Annotated in this window: 23 protein-coding genes and 1 tRNA gene; 11 read left to right on the plus strand and 13 right to left on the minus strand. The window is 63.6% G+C overall.

Features of this window, described 5'->3' with window-relative positions; genetic code table 11:
* Positions 1–44 precede the first annotated feature (44 nt).
* The gene (gene phhA / locus CK227_RS13320; RefSeq protein ID WP_095773264.1) at positions 45–881 is read right to left on the minus strand and encodes a phenylalanine 4-monooxygenase; all 837 of its coding nucleotides are present in this window, start codon (positions 879–881) and stop codon (positions 45–47) included.
* 138 nt (positions 882–1,019) lie between these two features.
* Between phhA and CK227_RS13325 the strand changes: the two genes are divergently transcribed.
* The 3 genes from CK227_RS13325 to CK227_RS13335 all read left to right on the plus strand — a co-directional run bounded on the left by CK227_RS13325 (position 1,020) and on the right by CK227_RS13335 (position 3,719).
* Complete coding sequence (locus CK227_RS13325; RefSeq protein ID WP_095773265.1) at positions 1,020–1,496, plus strand: Lrp/AsnC family transcriptional regulator; 477 nt, start codon at positions 1,020–1,022, stop codon at positions 1,494–1,496.
* A 111-nt stretch (positions 1,497–1,607) separates the two neighbouring features.
* Positions 1,608–3,155: a magnesium-protoporphyrin IX monomethyl ester anaerobic oxidative cyclase gene (gene bchE, locus CK227_RS13330; RefSeq protein ID WP_095773266.1), complete on the plus strand. Its 1,548-nt coding sequence runs from the start codon at positions 1,608–1,610 to the stop codon at positions 3,153–3,155.
* A 165-nt stretch (positions 3,156–3,320) separates the two neighbouring features.
* Entirely contained in the window at positions 3,321–3,719 is a 399-nt protein-coding gene (locus CK227_RS13335; protein WP_010912737.1) for a RidA family protein, read from the plus strand.
* Positions 3,720–3,749: 30 nt separating this feature from the next.
* Here the strand turns inward: CK227_RS13335 and argB are convergent, their stop codons facing one another.
* Positions 3,750–4,643, minus strand: coding sequence for an acetylglutamate kinase (gene argB, locus CK227_RS13340; RefSeq protein WP_038651183.1), 894 nt, complete (start codon positions 4,641–4,643; stop codon positions 3,750–3,752).
* 162 nt (positions 4,644–4,805) lie between these two features.
* Entirely contained in the window at positions 4,806–6,302 is a 1,497-nt protein-coding gene (locus tag CK227_RS13345) for an amidase (protein WP_095773267.1), read from the minus strand.
* Positions 6,303–6,440: 138 nt separating this feature from the next.
* On the opposite strand from CK227_RS13345, the gene CK227_RS13350 reads away from it, so the two are divergent.
* The 4 genes from CK227_RS13350 to msrB all read left to right on the plus strand — a co-directional run bounded on the left by CK227_RS13350 (position 6,441) and on the right by msrB (position 9,194).
* Complete coding sequence (locus CK227_RS13350) at positions 6,441–6,980, plus strand: sigma-70 family RNA polymerase sigma factor (protein WP_095773268.1); 540 nt, start codon at positions 6,441–6,443, stop codon at positions 6,978–6,980.
* Positions 6,977–7,699: an anti-sigma factor gene (locus tag CK227_RS13355; RefSeq protein ID WP_095773269.1), complete on the plus strand. Its 723-nt coding sequence runs from the start codon at positions 6,977–6,979 to the stop codon at positions 7,697–7,699. The genes CK227_RS13350 and CK227_RS13355 overlap by 4 nt, the downstream gene beginning before the upstream one ends.
* Positions 7,700–7,924: 225 nt before the next feature.
* The gene (locus CK227_RS13360; RefSeq protein WP_095773439.1) at positions 7,925–8,482 is read left to right on the plus strand and encodes a fasciclin domain-containing protein; all 558 of its coding nucleotides are present in this window, start codon (positions 7,925–7,927) and stop codon (positions 8,480–8,482) included.
* A gap of 208 nt (positions 8,483–8,690) precedes the next feature.
* Positions 8,691–9,194, plus strand: a complete 504-nt coding sequence (msrB, locus tag CK227_RS13365) for a peptide-methionine (R)-S-oxide reductase MsrB (RefSeq protein WP_095773270.1) — start codon at positions 8,691–8,693, stop codon at positions 9,192–9,194.
* A 174-nt stretch (positions 9,195–9,368) separates the two neighbouring features.
* Here the strand turns inward: msrB and CK227_RS13370 are convergent, their stop codons facing one another.
* Positions 9,369–10,964: a DHA2 family efflux MFS transporter permease subunit gene (locus CK227_RS13370; RefSeq protein ID WP_095773271.1), complete on the minus strand. Its 1,596-nt coding sequence runs from the start codon at positions 10,962–10,964 to the stop codon at positions 9,369–9,371.
* Positions 10,965–11,036: 72 nt separating this feature from the next.
* The gene (locus CK227_RS13375; protein WP_095773272.1) at positions 11,037–12,224 is read right to left on the minus strand and encodes an HlyD family secretion protein; all 1,188 of its coding nucleotides are present in this window, start codon (positions 12,222–12,224) and stop codon (positions 11,037–11,039) included.
* Positions 12,225–12,352: 128 nt separating this feature from the next.
* On the opposite strand from CK227_RS13375, the gene CK227_RS13380 reads away from it, so the two are divergent.
* Positions 12,353–13,087, plus strand: coding sequence for a TetR/AcrR family transcriptional regulator (locus CK227_RS13380; protein WP_095773273.1), 735 nt, complete (start codon positions 12,353–12,355; stop codon positions 13,085–13,087).
* 97 nt (positions 13,088–13,184) lie between these two features.
* On the opposite strand, the gene yihA is transcribed toward CK227_RS13380, so the two are convergent.
* The 6 genes from yihA to rpmH all read right to left on the minus strand — a co-directional run bounded on the left by yihA (position 13,185) and on the right by rpmH (position 17,934).
* Positions 13,185–13,844: a ribosome biogenesis GTP-binding protein YihA/YsxC gene (gene yihA / locus CK227_RS13385; RefSeq protein ID WP_019862432.1), complete on the minus strand. Its 660-nt coding sequence runs from the start codon at positions 13,842–13,844 to the stop codon at positions 13,185–13,187.
* Complete coding sequence (locus CK227_RS13390; protein WP_095773274.1) at positions 13,841–14,479, minus strand: CatB-related O-acetyltransferase; 639 nt, start codon at positions 14,477–14,479, stop codon at positions 13,841–13,843. The genes yihA and CK227_RS13390 overlap by 4 nt, the downstream gene beginning before the upstream one ends.
* A gap of 399 nt (positions 14,480–14,878) precedes the next feature.
* Positions 14,879–15,439 carry a fasciclin domain-containing protein gene (locus tag CK227_RS13395; protein WP_095773275.1) on the minus strand — a complete coding sequence of 187 codons (561 nt, stop codon included), beginning with the start codon at positions 15,437–15,439 and terminating at the stop codon, positions 14,879–14,881.
* Positions 15,440–15,605: 166 nt separating this feature from the next.
* Positions 15,606–17,417 (minus strand): membrane protein insertase YidC, encoded by a 1,812-nt coding sequence (gene yidC, locus CK227_RS13400; RefSeq protein ID WP_095773276.1) that lies wholly within the window; start codon positions 17,415–17,417, stop codon positions 15,606–15,608.
* Positions 17,418–17,431: 14 nt separating this feature from the next.
* Entirely contained in the window at positions 17,432–17,785 is a 354-nt protein-coding gene (gene rnpA / locus CK227_RS13405; RefSeq protein ID WP_027040889.1) for a ribonuclease P protein component, read from the minus strand.
* 14 nt (positions 17,786–17,799) lie between these two features.
* On the minus strand, positions 17,800–17,934 hold the full coding sequence (gene rpmH / locus CK227_RS13410; RefSeq protein ID WP_008833937.1) for a 50S ribosomal protein L34: 135 nt from the start codon (positions 17,932–17,934) through the stop codon (positions 17,800–17,802).
* A 280-nt stretch (positions 17,935–18,214) separates the two neighbouring features.
* Between rpmH and CK227_RS13415 the strand changes: the two genes are divergently transcribed.
* Both CK227_RS13415 and CK227_RS13420 read left to right on the plus strand, forming a co-directional pair.
* Positions 18,215–19,702, plus strand: a complete 1,488-nt coding sequence (locus CK227_RS13415; RefSeq protein WP_095773277.1) for a HAMP domain-containing sensor histidine kinase — start codon at positions 18,215–18,217, stop codon at positions 19,700–19,702.
* Between the two features lie 277 nt (positions 19,703–19,979).
* Positions 19,980–20,056 (plus strand) — tRNA-Arg (locus CK227_RS13420).
* Positions 20,057–20,164: 108 nt separating this feature from the next.
* On the opposite strand, the gene CK227_RS13425 is transcribed toward CK227_RS13420, so the two are convergent.
* On the minus strand, positions 20,165–21,712 hold the full coding sequence (locus CK227_RS13425; protein ID WP_095773278.1) for a winged helix-turn-helix domain-containing tetratricopeptide repeat protein: 1,548 nt from the start codon (positions 21,710–21,712) through the stop codon (positions 20,165–20,167).
* Between the two features lie 108 nt (positions 21,713–21,820).
* Here CK227_RS13425 and CK227_RS13430 point away from each other — a divergent pair, with 108 nt between their 5' ends.
* Positions 21,821–22,282, plus strand: coding sequence for a cupin domain-containing protein (locus CK227_RS13430; protein ID WP_095773440.1), 462 nt, complete (start codon positions 21,821–21,823; stop codon positions 22,280–22,282).
* Between the two features lie 44 nt (positions 22,283–22,326).
* Here CK227_RS13430 and CK227_RS13435 read toward each other — a convergent pair whose 3' ends face one another.
* Entirely contained in the window at positions 22,327–23,232 is a 906-nt protein-coding gene (locus CK227_RS13435; RefSeq protein WP_095773279.1) for a LysR substrate-binding domain-containing protein, read from the minus strand.
* Between the last annotated feature and the right edge of the window lie 14 nt (positions 23,233–23,246).

Raw genomic sequence — 23,246 nt, forward strand, 5'->3', positions numbered from 1 at the left:
AAGCGCGTCGCGTTGAAACGGATTCATGCGACGCGCTTTGTGTTTTAGACCGTCGCCGGGTCGAGTGCCGGCTGGTCCTTGCGGCGCGCGACGATCGCCTCGAAATCGGCCGTCTGGAAAGCATCGCGCAAGGCGTCGAAGGATGGCAGCACGAAATAGGCGCGCTGGAACTTGTCGATCTCGTAGCCGGTGCGCATCACCGTTTCGAGATCGAAAGGCACATGGTGGGCGTCCTTGCCCTCGACGGCGAACTGCAATTCGGTGAAGGACGACATCAGGCCGGCGCCAAAGGCCTTCAACGGCTGGCCGGCCTCCTGCATCAAGCCGTATTCGGCCGTGTACCAGTAGAGCCGGGTGATCATCTCGTCACCGCCGAGCGCGATGATGTCGCCGGCCTTCTTGCCATACATCTGCATGAAGTCGGCGAAGACCGGCTGCGATAGCACCGGCACGTGGCCGAAGAAATCATGGAACATGTCCGGCTCGACGATGTAGTCGAGCTCCTGCCTGGTGCGCAGCCAGTTGGTGACCGGGAAGCGGCGGTTGGCGAGATGATCGAAGAAGGGGGCGGCGGGAATGAGGCCCGGCACCGCAACGATCTCCCAGCCGGTCAGCTTGCGCAGCTTGGTGCTGACGTCCTCGAAGTCGGGAATGCGGTCGAGCAGGCCGAGTTTGTCGACACCGTCGAGATAGGAATGATGGGCGAGCTTGCGCGTCAGCTTGGTCTGGCGGTCGCACAATGTGCGCCACACCGCCTGTTCCTCGCCGCTGTAGTCATAGCCCTGGGCCACGGTGAAATCGGCACGGCAGACCGAATAGTCGCCGCGCAACCCCTGCGCCGCGCAATCGCGGGCATATTCGGCAACACTCATCGTCGTCATGGTTTTTCTCCTCGCAAATCGGCAATGGCAGCGTGTTCGGAGGGTAACCGGATTTGCCGAGGCAATTTGGTTCTGATGGTGGCTCATCAGCGATATTCGGGATAACATTCACTCACAATCCGCATCGCAGGAGTGAAAATGCCTCAATTTGACGACTTCGAGATCAAGATGCTCGATGTGCTGCAACGCGACGGGCGCAAGCCCGTCTCCGAACTGGCGCAAGAGATCGGCCTGTCGACGACGCCATGCGCGCGGCGCTTCGAGGCGCTGCGCGATGCCGGCATCATCAAGGGCTTTGCCGCGGTGATCAGCCGCCGCGCGGTCGGCCTGATGGTCGAGGTGTTCATCCAGGTGCGCCTGGTCAGCCACAGCGACGGCTCGCCGGAAAAATTCATTGCGGCGGTGCAGCGCATGGACGAGGTGTCCTCGTGCTGGACGATGACCGGCGACCACGACTTCCTGCTGCATGTGATGGTGCCTTCGGTCGACGAGCTCAACGCCTTCGTCATGCATCGGCTGATGCGGCTCGACGGCGTGCGCGACGTCCACACGCAGCTGGTGCTGCAGAACATCAAGGGCCCCGGCCACGTGCCGCTCGCGCATCTCAGGAAGTAGCGCCATCTCCAGCGCTCCTGCGGAAAAGCTGCACGCAAACTGCTGAAACGGGCCAATCGGGCGGCTAGATCGCCGGCCAGCATGCGCGGACCAATCTCTCGGAGGTCCGCCATGAAAATCGTCCTGATCAATCCGCCGCACACCGCCATCGGCAGCCGGGTGCCGGATGATCATCTGCCGCCGCTTGGACTGCTGGCGATCGGCGGCCCGCTCATCGATGCCGGCCACGACGTACGCCTCGTCGATGCCGAGTTCGGGCCGATGCCGCTCGACAAGGTGGTGGACGACGCCTTGGATGACATCCCGGACTTCGTCCTGATCGGCCATTCCGGCTCGACCTCGGCACACCCGACCGCCTTGCTGATCGCCAAAATGATCAAGGAGCACGAGCCGGCGACCATCATCATCTATGGCGGCGTCTTCCCGACCTACCACTGGCGCGACATATTGGCGGCGACCGACGTCTTCGACTTCATCGTGCGCGGCGAGGGCGAAGCGACCGTGGTGGCGCTGGTCGAGGCGCTGGAAATGCACCAGCCGCCGGCGAGCGTCGCCGGCATCGCCTTTCGCGACGATCTGCGCCGGCCCTTCGCCACGCAGGCGGCCATGACCATTGCCGAACTCGACGCCTACCGCGTCGGCTGGGAGCTGATCGACCACCGCCGCTACAGCTACTGGGGCGGCAAGCGCGCCGTGGTGATGCAGTTTTCGCGCGGCTGTCCGCATCTGTGCAACTATTGCGGCCAGCGCGGCTTCTGGACCCGCTGGCGGCATCGCGATCCAAAAAGGTTCGCGCAAGAGATCGCCTGGCTGCACCGCGAACATGGCGTCGAGCTGGTCAATCTCGCCGACGAGAACCCGACGGTTTCGAAGAAGGCGTGGCGGGCCGTTCTCGACGCCCTGATCGCCGAGAACGTGCCGGTGCTGATCGTCGGCTCGACGCGTGCCGACGACATCGTGCGCGACGCCGACATCCTGCATCTCTACCGCAAGGCCGGTGTCATCCGCTGGCTGCTCGGCATGGAAAACACCGACGAGCAGACGCTGCAATCGATCCGCAAGGGCGGCAGCACCTCGTCCGACCGCGAGGCGATAAGGCTGCTGCGAAAGCACGGCATATTGTCGATGGCGACGTGGGTGGCCGGCTTCGAGGATGAGGGGTTTCGCGACCTGTGGCGCGGTTTTCGCCAGCTCATCGCCTATGACCCCGACCAGATCCAGGCGCTCTATGTGACGCCGCATCGCTGGACGCCGTTCTTCCGCATCGCGCGCGACCGCAAGGTCATCCAGAAGGATGCCCGGCTGTGGGACTACAAGCACCAGGTGCTGGAGATGACACGGCTGAAGCCGTGGATGCTGTTCTTCAGCGTCAAGCTGATCGAGCTTGCCGTGCAATCGCGGCCGAAGGCGCTGGCGCGCATCCTGTTCCACCCCGACCCCGAGCAGCGGCATTCGATGCGCTGGTACACCAGGATGGGCCGCCGGGTCTGGTTTCGCGAGGTCTGGGGTTTCCTGGTCCGAGACATCAGGGTGAAGGACGGCCCGACGCTTGCCGAATTCTGGGGCGCGCCGCAGGACGCCGAGGAGGAATCGATGATCGTCGCACGTCCACCGCGCAAGCCGGCCGAAGCTGCCGCCGCGATTTCGCCGGGCGCCTGACCGGCTTGCCGCTCTCTCACAAAAATACGCAGCGTATCAATATTGACATACGCCGCGTATGCACCCACATCCGGCATACGGGGCGTATGTAAATTGCCCCGGACAGTGGAGCGCAGGTCGCGATCGTCGGGAGATCGGGCCTGCCTTTGTTTGAACGGAGTGAAAATGACCAAACGTGACGCGATCTTCCCTGCCGGCCGGCAGGCTCTCTATGACATCAACCGCTATTCGGCGGCGATCCGCTCGGGAGACCTTCTGTTCGTCTCAGGGCAAGTGGGCAGCCGCGAGGACGGGTCACCCGAGCCTGTCTTCGAAAAGCAGGTCCAGCTTGCCTTCGACAACCTCGCGGCCGTACTGAAGGCCGCAGGCTGCACGTTCGACGACATTGTCGACGTCACCACATTCCACACCGATCCCGCCGCGCAGTGGCAGGCGATCGACGCCGTCCGACTGAAGGTGTTCGGCGAACCGCCCTACACGAACTGGACCGCGGTGGGCGTGAACTGGCTGGCGGGCTTCGACTTCGAGATAAAGGTCATCGCGCGCCTTCCGCAACCCGCCTGATCGGCTGAGCGGGAGCGACGAGCGTGCTGCTCAAGGCACGATCAGCGTGCCGGCGCCGTGTTCGGTGAAGAGTTCGAGCAGCACCGCATGCGGCGTCTTGCCGTTGAGGATGACGACGCCTTCGACGCCGCGCTCGATCGCCTCGATGCAGGTCTCGACCTTGGGGATCATGCCGCCGGAGACCGTGCCGTCCTTGATCAGCGCCCTGGCCTCGGCGACGGTCAATTCGTCGATCAGCTTCTTGTTCTTGTCGAGCACGCCGGGCACGTCGGTGAGGAACAAAAGGCGCGAGGCCTTGCAGGCGCCGGCGATGGCGCCGGCGAAAGTGTCGGCATTGATGTTATAGGTATGGCCGTCGCGCCCGGGCGCCACCGGCGCCAGCACCGGGATCATTTCGGAGCGGGCCAGGAGGTCGAGCAGCGTGCGGTCGACCTCGACCGGCTCGCCGACGAAGCCGAGATCGAGCACGCGCTCGATGTTGGAATCAGGGTCGATCATGGTCTTGCGCGCCTTTTCGGCGAAGACCATGTTGCCGTCCTTGCCGCAGAGGCCGATCGCCCATTCGCCCTCGGCGTTGATCAGCGCGACGATCTCCTTGTTGATCGAGCCGGCCAGCACCATCTCGACGATCTCGACCGTCTTCTGGTCGGTGACGCGCAAGCCGCCCTCGAATTTGGATTCGATGCCCATCTTGGTCAGCATGGCGCCGATCTGCGGCCCGCCGCCATGAACGACGATCGGGTTGACGCCCGATTGCTTCAGCAGCGCGATGTCGCGGGCGAAGGCCTTGCCGAGCTCGATGTCGCCCATGGCGTGGCCGCCATATTTCACCACGACGGTCTTGTGTTCGTAGCGCTGCATGTAGGGCAGCGCCCGTGACAGCAGGGCGGCCTGCATTTCGGCGGTGGCGGCGATGTCCGTCATCGGGCGGTTCCCTGGCTTTTTGGTTTATGCATGTCGTTGCCCCAAAACCGCCGGGCACTTTTGGGCGACATGCATCAGGTAAAGACGGCGGCGTCTTAGCGGGAATTGGCGCGGGGGGCAAATGGCATTGCTGTCATATTCGCCGCGTTCACGGCCTCGTCATCATGACGGCACCATCAGCGGCGCCCGCCGTTTCAGCCAACCCGAAAGCTTCTCCATCTGCGCGGCGAAGGACAAAAGCGTCTCCTCGTCGCCCGGGCGCCCGGCGGCCTGGATGCCGAGCGGCAGGCCGGCCTCGGTGACATGGACGGGCAGCGCGATCGATGGCTGGCCGCTGACATTGTGGATCGCCGGCCAGTGCGTGAACAGAAGGCTCTTGTCCATCAACTGGCCGAACAGTGGCTTGAGCTTCAGCAAAGGCGTGAGATGAAGCTTGTCGAGCAGGTTTTCGATCAGCTCGTCGGCGCCTTTCGGGTCCATGGCGCCGCAGGCGAGCGGCGGGTGCGCGATAACAGGCATCAGCACCGCATCGTAGTGCGCGGTTTCCTCGATCATCCGGCGCGAGGCGGCGTGTAGCCGCTGCAGGCCGGCATAGATCTCGCCGGCAGAGACCATTTCGCCCAACCGGCCGAGCACCCGGGTGGCGCGCTCGACGTCGCCGGTAACGGAACGGCCGACGCGCAGCGCTTCGGCCCGCAGCATGCCAGCGACGGCGGAAGCAACCGTCCTGCAGAAGTCGGCCATGAAATCGCGGCCGATGAAGGGCAGGTCGATCTCCACGACGGTGTGGCCGCCCTCGCGCGCAAGCGCCACGGCGGTGTCGAGCGCTTTCATCGTTTCGGCCGAGATCGGCAGGCCAAGCGGCGACTTGCGGTAGACGGCCAGGCCGAGCTTGCCCGGATCACGCGCGGCAGCGGCGGCGAATGTGCCCTTCGGCGGCAGTGCCGCATAGGGCGACAGGGAGTCGGGACCGTGGGTGAGGTCGAGCAGCAGCGCGCTATCGCGCACCGAGCGGGTGACGGCATGATCGACCACCATGCCGTACCAGCTTTCGCTGACCAGCGGCGTCAGCGGGATGCGGCCGCGCGAGGTCTTGAGGCCGACCAGGCCCGTGCAGGCGGAAGGCACACGGATCGAGCCCCCGCCATCGGAGGCATGCGCCACCGGCACCACGCCGGCAGCGACCAGGGCCGCCGCGCCGCCCGACGAGCCGCCGCTGGTATGGCCGGTGTTCCAGGGATTGCGGGTGATGCCGAAGGCCTTGGATTCGGTCATCAGCCGCAGCCCGTGCTCCGGCGATGTCGAAGTGACGATCGGGATCAGCCCGGCGGCGAGGTAGCGGTCGGTCATAACCGAATTGACGTCGGGCACCGAGGCCGGAATGCGGCTGCCGCCATGCGAGGGCACACCCTTGACGGCGATGCCGAGGTCCTTGATGGCAAAGGGCACTCCGGCCAGTGGCAGCGAGCGGTCCATGGTTTTCGCCCGCGCCCGCGCGGCCTCGTAGAGCGGCTCGGCCGTGGCATTGATTTCAGGCCTTGTGGCCTCGGCGCGCGCGATCGCCGCGTCGGTCAGCTCGATCGCCGACAGCTCGCCCTTGCGCACCAGACCGGCGAGGCCGGTCGCGTCTTCTTGCCACAGGATCCATTCGACCGACATCGGCGCTTCCCCGTTCCCCGCCAAGCTAGCCAGCGGCTGATCCCTTGGCAATCGAAGCCTGCGCCAGGACGCCGGACTTTAGGTGCACCGAATATTTCCAGCGTTGCAAATACAACGCAATCGCCTAACTTGGCGCGCATGACGCCGCAGGACATCACCAAGCTGATCGTCCGGACTTCGATGAAGGATCGGGCCGCGTTCGATCTGCTCTACCGGCAGACCAGCGCGAAACTTTTCGGTGTGTGCCTTCGTGTCTTGAACGACCGGGGAGATGCTGAAGAAGCGCTACAGGAAGTCTTCATCAAGATATGGACGAAGGCGGATCGTTTTGCCGTCTCCGATCTGAGCCCGATCTCCTGGCTGGTGGCAATCGCCCGCAACCACGCGATCGATCGCGTCAGGGCGCGGCGCAAGCCTGCTGCCGATATCGATGCCGCGCTTGACGTGGCCGATCCGGCACCGGGACCTGAAGCGATGGTGGTGGCGGGCGACGAATCCGTACGCATCCATCATTGTCTCGGGGAGCTGGAGAAGGACCGGGCGGCGGCCGTCCGGGGCGCTTATCTCAAGGGCGAAAGCTATGCCGAACTGGCGGAGCGCCACGGCGTGCCGCTGAACACGATGCGTACCTGGCTGCGGCGCAGCCTGATGAAACTGAGAGAATGTCTGGAACGATGACACTGGCAGAGGACAATGGACCGGAACGTGGAGGCGACGACCTGTTCGCCGCCGAATACGTTCTCGGTGTTCTGCCGGTGGAAGAGCGGCAGATCGCCTCCAGGCGCATCGACAGCGAGACCGATTTCGCGCGGCTCGTCGATGGCTGGGAGGTACGCCTGTCGCCATTGGCATCAGCCTATGCGGAGGTCGAGCCGCCGCCTACGGTGAAGGCTGCTGTCGACCGCCGGCTGTTCGCATCGAGCGCGGCCACATCGGCCGAGGCCCGCGCCGGCCTGTGGTCCAGCCTCGCCTTCTGGCGCGGCCTTGCCGTGGCTGCGGTCGCGGCCCTGGCTCTCTATATCGCCGTGCCCTATGTCAACCGGCCGGCTGAACAGCCGCAGGCGCGGCTTGTCGCCTCGCTGGCGGCCGACGGCAGCGACGTAAAATATCTCGCCGTCTATGATTCCGAGCGGCATGAGGTCAGCCTTTCGCATGTTTCCGGCACGCTCGCTTCCGGCAAGGACTTCGAACTTTGGATGATCGAGGGCAAGAACGCTCCGGTCTCGATGGGCGTCATCCCGGCCGGCGCGACCGCGCATATCGGGGTCTCGCCCGCCACGCAGCAGAAGCTGGCGCAGGGCGCGGTGCTGGCCGTTAGCCTGGAACCGGCCGGCGGCTCGCCGACGGGACAACCGACCGGACCGGTGGTTGCCGCTGGCGACCTGAAGGGCATCTGACCTGCTGCATCTCGCAGCGAAGCCGTCTCCGGAATGTTCCCAATATATCTTATGTAACACATGCCTAGAACAGGTGTGCGTGCCGGCAAGAAGGTACGCCAGCAGATCTCTTTGCCCGAGCGAAAAAATCAAAAATCTGATAATATTCTGAAACTCGTGCGTTTGTGCTCCGTATCTCCTCGCGTTCCCACAAATGGGAAGAGAAACCCGAGGAGTTTGAACATCATGCGTAGATACGCCACCCTTTTGCTTGCCGGTACGATCGCTATTTCCGCTCTTGCCACCGCGGCCTATGCCGAAAACCCGATGGTTGGCGGCGCCGCCATGTATGCCCAGAAGAACATCGTCGAGAACGCCGTGAAGTCGAAGGATCACACCACGCTGGTCGCCGCCGTCAAGGCCGCTGGCCTGGTCGAGACGCTGCAGGGCGCCGGTCCGTTCACCGTCTTCGCGCCGACCAACGAGGCCTTCGCGGCACTGCCGGCCGGCACGGTCGACACGCTGCTCAAGCCCGAGAACAAGGACAAGCTGACCAAGGTCCTGACCTGCCATGTCATCGGCGCCAAGGCGATGGCGGCGGATGTGGCCTCGATGGCCAAGGCTGACGGCGGCACGCACAAGGTCAAGACGGTCGGCGGCTGCGAGCTGTCGCTGAAGGCCGAGGGCGGCAAGGTCACCGTCACCGACGAGAACGGCAATGTCGCCAATGTGACGATCGCCGATGTCGAGCAGTCCAACGGCGTCATCCACGTCATCGACAAGGTTCTTTTGCCGAAGATGTAACAAGGGGCTTGCCGCGGACGAACCTGCGGCAAGAGCTCTCCGCCGATTGCGTCATCCCGCTCCCGTGATCCGCAATCGACGCGCACGCTCCGCGCCGCGCATGGTCAACCATGGAACGGCGCGGAGTGTCGTTTGGGGCAACCGTCACCGGCTTTTGATTTTGGCGTGGCGGTATAGTTTGGCAAAAGGACAACCGGAGGAACTGGTCATGAACCGTCGCGACTTTCTTTTGAGCGGGGCCGCCGCCATTGGCGTCGTCGGAGCCGCCGCGACCATGCTGCGCATGGGCACTCCGCAGCCCGCGCTGGCGGCCGAGAAGTTCGAGATCACCAAGACGGACGACGAGTGGAAAGCCATATTGTCGCCCGCCGCTTTCGACGTGCTGCGCAAGCAAGGCACGGAATATCCGGGCACTAGCCCGCTGCTCAACGAGCACCGCAAGGGCATTTTCGCCTGCGCAGGCTGCGACCTGCCGGTCTACCCCTCTGAGACGAAATTCGATTCCGGCACCGGCTGGCCGAGCTTCTGGCAGGAGATCGCCAACGGTATCGGCAAGACCGAGGACAGGTCGCTCGGCATGACCCGCACCGAAGTGCATTGCCGCCGCTGCGGCGGTCATCTCGGCCATGTCTTCGACGACGGTCCGGCGCCGACCGGCCTGCGCCACTGCATCAACGGCGTGGCGCTGACCTTCAAGCCTGCCACGGCCTGACGAGTTAGACCGGAAACGAAAACTCCGGGTCTTGCGGCCCGGAGTTTTTTTGCGCGGTCAGAGCTTTTCGGGCGTGGACTGGAGGAACTTCCCGAAACCGCTGCCCACGTGTTGGTTATTCTGTTTTGGCGCAATTCCTGACGGAAAACCGTTTCACACTTTTCCTGGAATTGCTTAGTGCCCGCCGCCCCCACCTCCACTGGGCGCGGCCGGCTTGTTGATCAGCATGGTGAACAGGCCGAGGGTCGCGAACAGCACCGTCAGCATGTAGAACACGTCCATGAAGGACAGCAGCGCCGCCTGCTGCTGGACCATGCCCGACAGCTTGGAGATCGCTGCACCGGCCGCGTCGAGGCCTGATGTCTGCTCGAAGTTCAGCGTCATGTTCTGCAGCTTGGTCTGCGCGGCGGCGCTGCCCCACTGCACATGCTCGGCCAGCCTCGCATAGTGGAAGGCGTTGCGGTCGATCAGCACGGTGTTGATGAGGGCAAGGCCGACGGCGCCGCCGAGGTTGCGGGTGAGGTTGAACAGGCCGGACGCGTTCTTCAGCCGGTCGGGCGGCAAGGTGCCGAGCGCGATGTTGTTGATCGGCACCATGCACAGCATCATCGAACAGCCGCGCAGGATCTGCGGGATGAGCAACTCGTAGAAATCCCAGTCGGCGGTCAGATGCGTCATCCACCAGGTGCCGGTGGCGAAGCCGAAGAAGCCGATCATCATCATCAGCCGCAAATCCATCTTGCTCGACAGGATGCCGGAGATCGGCGCGGTGACGAACATCGCCAGGCCGCTGACGAACAGCGCCTCGCCGATCATCATCGAATCATAGCCGCGGATACGGCCGAGGAAGACCGGATAGAGATAGGTCAGGCCGTAGAGGCCGATGCCGATGACGAAGGAAAACAGCGAGCCGAAGGCAAAGTTGACGTTGCTGAAGGCCCTGAGATCGACGATCGGCTCCTCGGCGGTGAAGACACGCCAGAAGAAGATCACCGCGCCGACGCTCATGACGATGGCGCAGATGAACACACCCTGGTCCTGCAGCCAGTCATTGTTCGGACCCTCTTCCAGCACATATTCCATGCAGCCGAGGAAGGCCGCCATGCCGGCGAGGCCCCACCAGTCGAACTTGTTGAACAGCTTGAGATTGGGCTTGTCGAAATCGATCAGCGACCAGGCGGCGGTCGCCACCAGGATGCCGGGTACGACATTGACCAGGAACAGCCAGTGCCATGAAAAGGCGTGACTGATATAGCCGCCGACGGTCGGGCCGATGGTCGGCGCCAGCGTCGCCACCAGACCGATCATCGGCGAGACGACGGCGCGCTTGGAGGGCGGAAAGATGGTAAAGGCCGCGGCAAAGACGCTCGGGATCATGCCGCCGCCGATGAAGCCTTGCACGGCGCGGTAGACAATCATCTGGTCGATGTTGGTGGCGGTCGCGGCAAGCGCGCTGGCCGCGGTGAAGCCGGCAGCGGCGATGGTGAACAGCACGCGCGTCGACAGCATCCGGCTGAGGAAGCCCGACAACGGGATCATGACCACCTCGGCGATCAGATAGGCCGTCTGCACCCACGGAATTTCGTCGGAGCTGGCGCTGAGGCCCGCCTGGATTTCGGCCAGCGAAGCCGACACGATCTGGATGTCCAGGATCGCCATGAACATGCCGAACACCATCGCCAGGAAGGCGATGACGCGGCGTGTGGAAATGGTGTCAGGGACCGCCGGCCTTGCCGGCGGCGCTCCTGCGGTGATGGTTGCGGTTGCCATTTCATGGGCCTCCTTGAGGCAGGCCGGGCGGCCCAGCGCTTCATCAGCCGCCGAGCCGCCCTCCGAAAGCGCTTAGTTGGTCGTCGCGGCAGGTGCGGTGCGGCTGTCGACGTTGACGACAACGCTCAAGCCAGCACGCAGCTTGCCGGCCTTCAGGGCATCGGCCGGCACGTCGATGCGGACCGGGACGCGCTGCACAACCTTGGTGAAGTTGCCGGTGGCGTTTTCCGGCGGCAGCAGCGAGAAGACCGCGCCTGAGGCAGGAGCGAGCGACGAGACGGTTCCCTGGATGGGATGGCCGTCTATGGCGTCGACCGAGATGTTGACCTTTTCGCCGGGAACCAGGCGGGCAAGCTGCGTCTCCTTGAAGTTGGCGACGATGTAGAGCTTGTCCAACGGCACGACGACGGCGAGCTTCTGGCCAGGGCTGACGAGGTCGCCCTGCTCGACGGAACGGTTGCCGACGACGCCGTCATAAGGCGCCTTGAGCACGGTGAAGGACAGGTCGCGCGCGGCCTTGTCGCGGCTGAGCTGCAGCGAAGCGAGCGTGCTCGCGGACTCGGCGCGCTGCGCCTCGAACACGCCGATATTGGCCTGCGCGGCGGCGATCTGCGCATCGGCGCCAACCAGCGCTGCATTGGCCTGGTCGAGCGCGGTCTGCGCGTCGTCCAGTTGCGCCTGCGTACCGACATGGGTCTTGACCAGCTGTGCGGCGCGCTGCTGGGCACGGGCGGCGTTGTCGGCAGCGGCCCGGTCGGCGACCTTCTGCGCCTGGGCCTGTTGCAGGGACGCCTGTGCTGCCTTGGTCTGCGCGTCGATGCGGTCGAGCGTCTTGGCCAGCGTGGCGATCTGCGCCTCGGTCTGGGCGACGGCGATCTTGTAGTCGCCATCGTCGATCGTCAGCAGCGGGTCGCCGGCCTTGACCAGCTGGTTCTCGCTGACCTTGACCTGGTCGACATAGCCGGAGATCTTGGGCGAAACGAACGCCATGTCGGCCTGGACATAGGCATCGTCGGTCGAGATCATGAAACGGCCCGTGGTCCAGTAGTCATAGCCGTACCATGCGCCGCCGCTCAGGAGGGCAAGGCCGATGATCGGCAGCAGGAAGGAGCGCACCGAGCGCTTCTTCTTGGCCGGAGCTTCAGCCGCCGGCGGCGGTGCCACCGGCAGGACGGGAATTTCCGGTGCTTCCGTCGCCGGAGCGACCTTGGCGTTGGGGAAAGGGCGGACTTCGGCAGTGCTGGGCGCGTTCGAGGACATGACATCTCTCTAAAGTAATAATACTGAACCGTTCGGTTCGATCCGGCCGTTGACATAGCGTGAAAAGAGGACCATATCAAGAGGCAATCGAACCGGTTGGTTCGAATTATTTTCGAGGTGTGACTTTTATGGCCGAGACAACGCCCGACGTCGAAAACGACAAATGCGGCGATCTGCTGGAGAGCCTGCGCCGTGGCAGGCCGGCGGCCGGACAGGACCCGGTCAAGCGCAGCCAGATCATCGATGGCGCCCGCCGTGTCTTCATAGACAAGGGCTTCGAGGCCGCCTCGATGAACGACATCACGCGCGAAGCGGGCGTGTCGAAGGGCACCATCTATGTCTACTTCGCCAACAAGGAAGAGCTGTTCGAGGCGCTGATCGAAGAAGAGCGCGGCACCATCTTCAAGAACATGTACGACATGCTCGACCGCGCCGACGATCTGCGCCAGACGCTGGTGAAGTTCGGCACGGTGCTGTCGATGAAGATCACCTCGGCCAAGGTCATCCAGGCGCAGCGCACGGTGATCGGCGCCTCCGACAGGATACCCGACATGGGCGCGCGGTTCTACGAACGCGGCCCCAAACGCGGCCATGACAAGGTGGTGGCGTTTCTCAATGCCGCCATCGAACGCGGCCTGCTCAAGATCGACGATGTCGATCTTGCCGCCTACCAGTTCACCGAACTGTGCCTGGCCGGCCTCTTCCGGCAGTGCATCTTCGCCTACCGCACCAAGGCTCCGAGCGACGAAGAGATCGACCACATCGTCAGGTCGGGCGTCGGCATGTTCCTGAAGAACTACGGCACCGAACGGCTCGCCGAGGAAGAAAGCCACCAGATGATAGCGCTGGAGGCAAAGGCCTAGAGCGTTTCACCGTTTCATGGAAACGGCGAACCGCTCTGACTCACTGTTTTGACGCAATTCCCAAGGGAAAACCGCTCGCACTTTTCCTGGAATTGCCCTAGCCGCCATTGGCGGCAAGCACGATCGCGGCCTGCAATTCCTCCAGCCCCTCGCCCTTTTCCGATGACGTCGCCAGGACGAACGGAAACGCCGCCGGCCGTTTCTTGATCTTTTGCAGCGTCTCCTCGATCAGCCGCGGTACGCCGGCGACCTTGATCTTGTCGGTCTTGGTCAGCACGATCTGGTAGGACACCGCCGCCTTGTCGAGCAGCGACAGCACCTCGTCGTCCTTGGCCTTGATGCCGTGGCGGGCATCGATCAGCACATAGACCCGCTTCAGCGTCACCCGGCCCTTGAGATAGTCGAAGACCAACTTGGTCCACTCGTCGACCTTCTCCTTGGGCGCGGTGGCGTAGCCGTAGCCCGGCATGTCGACCAGTGCCATCGGCGGCAGGTCGGCGCCCTCGCCCGAAAATCCGTCCGGCACGAAATAATTCAATTCCTGCGTGCGCCCCGGCGTGTTGGAGGTGCGCGCCAGCCCTTTCTGGTTGACCAGCGCGTTGATCAGCGACGATTTGCCGACATTGGAGCGGCCGGCAAAGGCGATTTCCGGCGGCCCTTCCGGCGGCAGGAACTTCATGGCCGGCACGCCGCGGATGAAGATCCACCCGCGCGTGAACAGGTCGGTGGTGATCACAGTGCTGTTCAGAGCGTTCAAGCTGCTGCCTCCAGAAGAGAGATGTTGGCGCCCCTGATGGCATCAAGGTTGCGGCCGATCTTGTCCACCGGCCAATGCCACCATGCCAGTGCCAGCAAACGCCTGATCGTCCTGTCGTCGAAACGCATCTTCACCACCTTGGCGGCATTGCCGGCGACAATGGCATAGGGCGGCACATCGTGCGTCACAACCGATTTGGCGGCGATGATGGCGCCATGGCCGATTTCCACGCCGGGCAGGATCACCGCCTCCATGCCGATCCAGACATCGCTGCCGACCACCGTGTCGCCGCGCACCTCCTTCGACCATGTCGCCGGGTCAAAACCCTGTTCCCAGCCATGGCCGAAAATGTTGAACGGATAGGTGGAAAAGCCGGACATTGCGTGGTTGGCGCCGTTCATGATGAAGCGCGCGCCTTCGGCAATGGCGCAGAACTTGCCGATGATGAGCTTGTCGCCGATGAAGGGATAGTGGTGCAGCACGCATTTCTGCGCGAATTTGTCCGGTCCGTCCGGGTCGTCATAATAGGTGAAGTCGCCGATCTCGATGTTCGGCTCCGTCACCAGCGGCTTCAGGAAGCCGACGCGGGTGTGCATCGGGATCGGGTGCTTGATGTTGGGGTTGGGTCCGTCCATGTCGGTTCGTCCGGGAATTGGCAGACAGACGCATCCGCTGCCGGAGGCGCCTGGTCAAAATAACGTGATCCGCCCTATAGCACCAATCGGCCGGGGAGCGAGTCTTCCGTGCGTGCCAGGCTCAAGTGTTGCCGCTCTTGCTGCGCAAGCCAGGCACGCCGGCCAAGCTCGACCATCGTGCCGTGATGGAATGATGCGCCGGAAACGGTTGATGTTCGATCGCTGAAGACCAGCGTCTTCAAGGTACGCAAAAAGAAACCGGGGCCCTGTGAGTGACTACAGGACCCCGGCCTCGCCGATAACGACTTCCCCAAGAAACTTGGCACCTCGTCATGAGGCGGGGATGGCAGGCCAAGAAAGCCCCAACGACCTGCCACTGCCCCCTTTCGCCGGAAGCCGCTACTTCGGCAACAGCACCTTGTTGACGACATGGATGACGCCGTTCGACTGGTTGACGTCGGCGATGGTCACCTTCGCCTCGCCGCCGGACTCGTCCACGATGTAGAGCTTGCCCTTCTTGACCTCGGCGGTCAGCGTGTCGCCCGAGACGGTCTTCATCTCGTATTTGCCGCCCATCGCCTTGGCCTGCTTCATCATCTCGGCGCCTGAAATCTTGCCGGCCACGACATGCGCGGTCAGCACCTTGGTGAGCTTGTCCTTGCTCTCGGGCTTGAGCAGCGTATCGACCGTGCCGGCCGGAAGTGCCGCGAAGGCCTCATTGGTCGGCGCGAAGACGGTGAACGGGCCGGCGCCCTGCAGCGTGTCGACCAGGCCGGCAGCCTTGACGGCGGCGACGAGCGTGGTGTGGTCCTTCGAATTGACGGCGTTCTCGACGATGTTCTTGGTGGTGTACATCGGCGCCCCGCCGACAACAGGGTTCTTGGCGTAGGCTGGGGCGGCAATCGCCACGCCGGCGACGAGAGCGGAAACGGCGATGATCCTGAACGACGGCAAGCGCATGTGGTCTTCCTCCGGGTGAGGGCTGATCGGAATTGATAGCCTTTGGAAATGCACACGCAGTCACGCTCCGCGACCGCTTGCAGTTTCGCCGATCACGGGAACGTGAACGAATGTCCGCCCAAAGAAAAAGCCCGGACGAACCGGGCTTTTAGAGAGAGGGGAGCTTTTATTCCGCCGGCGACGGTTTCTTTTTGAACAGTGCCATCAGATTGTCCCATAGCTCGATCTTGGCGCCCTGGCGCTTCATGATCACACCCTGCTGGAGGATCGACAGCGTGTTGTTCCAGGCCCAGTAGATGACGAGGCCGGCCGGGAAGCCCGCCATCATGAAGGTGAAGATAACAGGCATCCAGGTGAAGATCGCGGCCTGCGTCGGATCCGGCGGCGTCGGGTTCATGCGCATCTGCAGGAACATGGTGACGCCCATGATCAGCGGCCAGACACCGATCATCAGCATGTGCGGCAGCGTGACCGGGACCAGGCCGAACAGGTTGAAGATCGACGTCGGGTCGGGCGCCGCCAGATCCTGGATCCAGCCGAAGAACGGCGCATGGCGCATCTCGATGGTGATGTAGAGCACCTTGTACAGCGAGAAGAAGACCGGGATCTGCAGCGCCACCGGCCAGCAACCGGCAAGCGGATTGATCTTCTCGGTCTTGTACAGCTCCATCATCGCCTGCTGCTGCTTCATCTTGTCGTCCGCGTATTTCTCGCGGATCTCCAGCATCTTGGGCTGCACCTTCTTCATGTTCGCCATCGACGCGTAGGACTTGTTGGCGAGCGGAAAGAAGATGGCCTTGACGATGACGGTGGTGGCGAGGATCGCCAGGCCGAAATTGCCGAGGAATTTGTAGAGCGTGTCGATCAGCCAGAACATCGGCTTGGTGATGAAGTGGAACCAACCCCAGTCGATCAGAAGGTCGAACCGCTTGATGTGGCGCTCTTCGGCATAGGCGTTGATCTTGGCGACTTCCTTGGCGCCGGCGAAGACCTCGGTCTCGACGGTCGCCGACTGGCCGGCCTCGACATTGATCGCGTCGGTCAGGAAGTCGGACTGATAGCGGTGGCGGCCATCCTCGAAATAGGCATAGCGCGGCTGGAACGGCTGCTTCTCTGTCGGCACAAGCGTGACGGCCCAATATTTGTCGGTGATGCCGAGCCAGCCGTCGCTCGACTTGCCCGGTTGGTATTGCTTGTCCTTCTCGATGGACGCGTATTTGTGTTCCTGCAGGCCTTCGGTGCCGGTGAAGCCGATCAGGCCTTCATGCAGCACATAGGTGCTGGCGACGGCCGGTTTGTCGTAGCGGGTAACGCGGCCGTAGTTGAACAGCGAAACCGCGCTGGTGCCGGAATTCTGCACCGTGTCGGTGACCGTGAACATGTAGTTGGCGTCGACGGAGAAGGTGCGCTTGAAGGTCAGGCCCTTGTCATTGGTGTAGGTGAGCGTCACCGGCGTCGACGGGCTCAGCGTCGGATTGCCGTCGACATTCCACACCGTTTCGGCACCCGGCACCGTGCCGGTCTTGTCGTTGCCGACGAAGCCGATCTCGGCGAAATAGCCGGTAGGCAGCGCCTGCGGGTTGAGCAGTTCGATCTCGGGCGAATTCTTGTCGACGGTCTCGGTGTAGTGCTTGAGCTTGAGGTCGTCGAGGCGGGCGCCGGTCAGGTTGATCGAGCCCTCGAGGCTCGGCGTGTCGATCTTGACGCGCTTGGAAGCGGCCAGCGCCTGATCGCGGCCGGCCGCGGTGACGGTGTCACCGCCGGGCGCGTTGGGAATGGTGCCCGGCGCCGGAGCCGGTGTTCCAGCACCCGGATTGGCGGCCTCGGCCGCCTTCTTCTGCTCTTCCACCCGCTGCTGCTCGATCTTGGCGGCCTCGCGCTGCTGCTCGACGCGCGGGTTCATGTAGAAAACCTGCCACAAAGTCAGGATCAGCACCGACAGCGCGATGGTGATGAAGAAGTTCCGGTTGTTTTCCATCGAGAGCCCTTGGCCTATCGTGTTCCGCGAAGTCGGCGGGAGAGTTCGGCCTTCAACTGGCCGAAGGGGGCGCGCAGCGCATCATCGCGCCCGACGATGACATAATCATTGCCGGGCACCATGTCATCTGCGGCATGGACGCGGACGGCCTCTTTAAGCCGCCGCCTGACGCGGTTGCGCACAACAGCGTTGCCGACCTTCTTGGTGACGGTGTAGCCGACGCGCGGCACCCCGCCATCGCCGCGGTCGAGGACCTCGACGAGGAAAAACCGTCCGCGTCGCTTTTCACCACGACGGACGGCCAGGAATTCCGCGCGTTTCAGAAGCCGCTTGGGATTTTGCCCCACTGGCTTGCCGGTTGCGGGCAACGATATCGTCTCGCTTAGGCGCTGAGCCGCTTGCGGCCGCGGTTGCGGCGAGCTGCGACGACGCCACGACCACCCTTGGTGGCCATGCGGGCACGGAAACCGTGCCGGCGTTTGCGGACGAGTTTGGACGGTTGGTAGGTACGCTTCATTTGTTTTAATACCGCGGGGTGCGGCCCTTCTTGATTCTGTCACTCTGTAACAGGAGCTTTGCCGGGCCGGCTTTGGCGCGATCGAAACCGCGCCGGGACGAATGGCCCGAGCGTGAGCGGGCTTATAGAAAGAAGGGTTTTGGAAGTCAATCCGGCGTCGGCGCGGCGTGGACGCAGGCTTCATGACGGTAATTTAATGTTCCGGCCAAAGGATGAAATTGGCAAAAATGCCGTAATCGCCTAATCTTGGCCGATCAAGTGATTGTGAAGACAGGATCGCATGAGCGAAACCAGCCAGGCGGGGGAAGTGAACGGAACGGCGCCCGCCGCCGTCCGCACGGTACCCCTGTCGCGCGGCCTGTCGACGAAACTGCTGCTGCTGACGATCGTTTTCGTGCTTCTGGCCGAAGTGCTCATCTTCCTGCCCTGGATCGCCAGCTACCGGCTGAGCTGGCTCAAGGAACGGCTGAGCACGGCGGCGGCCGTGTCGATCGTGCTTGTGCAGGGCGAGTCGACCTCGCTGTCGCGCACGGCGCAGAATGACGTGCTGATGGCGATCGGCGCCAAGGCGATCGCGGTGCGCGACGGCGGCGTCTCGCGGCTTCTGGTGGTGGCGGACATGCCGCCGCAGGTCGACGAGCATATCGACCTCGCCAGCGTCGGCATGATCAAGGGCATGACCGGCGCGCTCGATACGCTGTTCTTCGGCGGCGACCGGATGCTGCGGGTCTTCGGTCCGGTCGGCGACAGCGACAAGGAATTCGAGCTGATCATGCCGGACTACTCGCTGCGTAAGGCCATGCTCATCTATTCGCGCAACGTCGCCTTCGTCTCGCTGCTGATCTCGCTGTTCACCGCCATGCTGGTCTATGCCGCGATCGACCTGATCATGATCGGGCCGATCCGCACCATGACGCGCTCGATGCTGTCCTTCTCCGAAGCGCCCGACGACCCCGGGCGCATCATCCGTCCCGCCGCCCGCTCCGATGAGATCGGCGTTGCCGAACGCGAGCTGTCGCAGATGCAGGAGCGGCTGCAGAAGATGCTTTCGGAGCAGAAACACCTTGCCGATCTCGGCCTGGCGGTGTCGAAGATCAACCACGACATGCGCAACATCCTGGCCTCGGCGCAGCTGATATCGGACCGCCTGCGCCAGGTCAGGGACCCAACCGTGCAGGCCTTCGCGCCGAAGCTCTTGCGCGCGCTGGACCGGGCCGTCTCCTATTCGGAAGGCGTGCTGCACTATGGCCGCACGCAGGAGCCGCCGCCTTCGCGCCGCCGGGTGCGGCTGCGCCAGCTGGTCGAGGACGTGCACGGCCTGCTCGACATCGAGGAAGGCATCGAGTTCATCAACGCCGTCGAGGCGGCTTTCGAGGTGGACGCCGATTCCGACCAGCTTTTCAGGGTGCTCACCAATCTGTGCCGCAACTCGGTGCAGGCGATGGCGGCCGACACGGAGAGCGCCGTGGTGCGGCGGCTCGCCGTATCGGCCGAGCGCATGGGCAGCGTCAGCCGCATCGCCGTCACCGATACCGGCCCCGGCCTGCCGCCGAAGGCGCGCGAAAACCTGTTCGCGGCGTTCCGCGGCTCGGCGCGCAGCGGCGGCACCGGCCTTGGCCTGGCGATCGCTCACGAACTGATCCGGGCGCATGGCGGCACGGTGGAACTGGTCGAATCGATCGGCGGGCGCACCACTTTCGCCGTCACCATTCCCGACCAGCCGGTGCGGCTCGATCAGGCCCGCGGCAGCCTGCGCCGCCCGGCGTGACGGCCTCGGCGCTGTTTTCCCGAGGCTTCTGCCCTTCGAGCCTGACGCTTTCGATGAGCTTCGCCCGAGACCTTTCCCCTCTCGGCCTGAGCGAGACCGGCTTCGCGGCAGCTTCAAAGCCCTGGGATCGGGGCCTTCGTCACCGGATGACACGCCCACGACAAAACTTTTGCCGGATCGGCTTGCTTTTCCCAAATTCAGTCGTTAGGGAACTGCACACATTCGCGGCCGGTCCCTGGGATCGGATCGTGGGGCCGTTGAAAACATGGCCTGATGCGCGCCCGTAGCTCAGCTGGATAGAGCACCAGACTACGAATCTGGGGGTCAGGAGTTCGAATCTCTTCGGGCGCGCCATTTCATCCACTGCCACCGCGCGACGCCACAATTTCCCGCCGATAGGCGCCGGAACCTCGCCCGAGCCGAGATCGGGAAATGGCGGAAGGCGAAAAGCGCAGCAGCACGCTACTCCGGGAGCCCGGCGGTCCGCAGCGCATCGCCAAGAGTTGCCGCAAGCGCCGGGGCACAATTCACCCCGGCGAACTGGCGGCCATAGCGGAATGCTGGATGCAGTTCGAGCACCCTCGCGGCGGCTGCCTTTGCTTCTTCCAGCCGTCCGAGTTTCACGAGTGCCGCGGCCAATTGCACATAAGTGATGCTGTGCGCGGGATTGGCCTGAACTGACTTGTAGGCCGCACGGCAGGATTCCTCATAGCGGCCGCGCAGCAGATGGCTCATCGCCTGCGCGTCGAACGCGGCGAAGGCCCATGGATCGAACGGGCTGAGCCGCATGCCGCGCTCGCTCCATTCGATGGCCCGTTCGGCGTCGCCGGCCCACCCGAGAATGACGCTGCCAAGGATGTAGGTCAGTGCCGACGATGGACTGATGGCGAGTGCGGCTTCCAGCGCGGTGAAAGCAGCGCCGCGGTCGTGCCCATCCATGCCAATGGAAAACCCCGCCAGCGTCAGCGCCGACGCATCGTCCTGTCCGTGGAGAATCGCGGAACGGGCGTGGCGGATCGAAGCGGCACGGTTGGCTTCCTGCAAGCCGGCGCGGAGGAACAGGCAATGGTGGCACATCGCTGCGCTGCCGTGCGCCAACGCGTAGGCGGGATCGAGTTCGATCGCACGTTCGAGCAACACAAGCGCTCGCGTGATCTGCTCAGGCATGCCGGAATCGACATCGAGCTGGGCCCGGAGCACGAGATCGTAGGCATCGAGACTGTCGGGACGCTTGCGCTTCACCCTGTCGATTTCGGCACGCCGTATGCTTGGTGCAATTGCGCCAACGGCCGACAGCGCGATCTCATCCTGAAGCGCGAAGATATCGTCGGAGCTGCGGTCGTAGCGTTCGGCCCACACATGAGCGCCGGTCGATGCATCGATCATCTGGCCGGTCACACGCACGTTGCAGCCCGCCTTTCGCACGCTGCCTTCGAGCACGTAGCGCACGCCAAGTTCGCGACCGACCTGCTTCACGTCCACGGCACGACCCTTGTAGGCGAAGGTCGAGTTTCGCGCGATGACGAACAGCCACTTAATGCGTGCGAGGCCCGTGATGATGTCGTCGACCATCCCTTCGGCGAAGTAGTTCTGCTCTGGATCGCCGCTCAGGTTCGAGAACGGCAGAACCGCGACGGATGGCTTGTCGGGCAATGTCAGTGCCGACCCGGCAGGGGCAGGATCATTGGCCGTAACGGCCGGTCCGACATAGCGATAGCCGCGCCGCGGCAACGTTTCGATCCAGCTCTCCGCATCCGCCGCATGCGCCAGCACCCGGCGCAAGGCTGCGATCTGAACCGTCAGATTGTTGTCGGCAACCGCCAATCCGCCCCAGCCGGCCTCGACCAGCGCGTCCTTTGACACCGGTACGCCCGCGTTTTCGAGCAGTTGGCGCAGCAGCGCGACGGCGCGCCGCCCAAGCATGGTCGGCTCGGTCCCTCGGTAGAGAATGCCCGCCGCCGGGTCGAGGCGGAACGGGCCGAACCGGTAGATGTCGCCTCCGATTGTCATTCAACGCTTTTAGCAGATTTTTAGGAACGGATTCACGACTTCCCGGCACGGAGCACCGATCTTACGCACGTGCCTGCAGAAGTCAGCACATGGTCGATGGAGGATCACATGAGCGCCGATGCCGTCATTCGCATGCCCGAAGAGAAGAACGGAGTCATGCTGCGTGGTCATCCTATGGTCTTCCTCGTCACCGGCGAACATACCAAGCACACGAGCATGTTCGACTGGACGATCCCGGCGGGGTTCGCCACCGGGCGGCATGTTCACCGGGTGCAGGAGGAGACCTTCTACCTGCTTGAGGGCGAGTGTGAGTGGCATGTCGGCGACAAAACGATCCGCGCAACGCCCGGAACCTATCTGTTCATCCCGCCATGCGTGCCACACAACATCACGAATGTCAGCGAGAAACCGGCCCGCGTGCTGATGACAGTCTCTCCGCCCGGGCATGAGCACTATTTCGAAGAACTCGCGAAACTCGCTGCGCAGGGTGCGCCGGACCCAAAGGCGCTCGCCGATCTGCGAAACCGCTATGACACGGCTCAGCTCTCGACTTTGACGACAAGACCGTGAGATCGATCAGGGCCGCAACGTCGCCAGTCGCCGGTTTTCCGTCTTCAACTGAGCGCCCTCAGCCACATCGAGAAGGCCGCGATGGCCGGCATCCGCGGACTGTGGGCCATGGAGACGAGATAAAATCCGTAGCCGGGCAGGGAGAGCGGATGCGCCTTCACCAGCAGTCCGTTTCTCAATTCATTGCTCACGACCACGTCACTGCAGATCGCAACGCCCTGTCCGCCGACAACGGCATCGATCGCATGGAGCTCCTCGCGGAAACTCAGGTCCCAGACCTTTTCGAGGGGGGTGAAATCGGGATCGATCGACCGTGCAACCGCCAGCCATTGCCGCCAGGTCGGCGCTTCCGGATCGCGGTTCATCCAGTCATAGTGGATCAAAGGAAGACGCAGGAGATCCGCAGCCCGCGTGATCGGGCCATGGCGCTCCAGCAGATGTGGGCTGCAAACGGGAATGTATACGTCCCGAAACACCTCGTGTGCCACAAAATCGAGCGGCGGCTTTCGCGCATAGCGGATTGCGACGTCCGCGGCGCCCGCCCTCAGATCGAGGACAGTGTCCGTGCCGATGATCTCCAAAGGGACGGCGGGGTTTGCTTCACGCCATTTCGGCAGTTGCGGAACCAGCCATTTGCTGGCGAACGCGTTCGGGCTCGTCACGCGCAGCGGCGCTTGTACATCCTCTTCGATCAATAGCGCCACCGCCGAGGCCAACGCGTCGAAGCCATTGCGCAAGGCCGGATAGAGACGAGCGCCCGCGCTCGTTAGGAGCAACGGCCGCGGGCGGCGTTGGAACAGCTTGACACCGCAGGCCTCTTCCAACTGTCGGATCTGGTGGCTGATTGCCGTCGGCGTCACGCCGAGCTCCTTCGCGGCGGTCCCGAAGCTGTGATGCCGGGCTGCGGCCTCGAAGGCATGGAGCGCGCGAAGCGGTGGAAGCTTCCTCATTCCATCAGCGTAGA

Origin of the sequence: Mesorhizobium sp. WSM4308, assembly GCF_002294905.1 — a bacterium.
Lineage (GTDB): Bacteria > Pseudomonadota > Alphaproteobacteria > Rhizobiales > Rhizobiaceae > Mesorhizobium.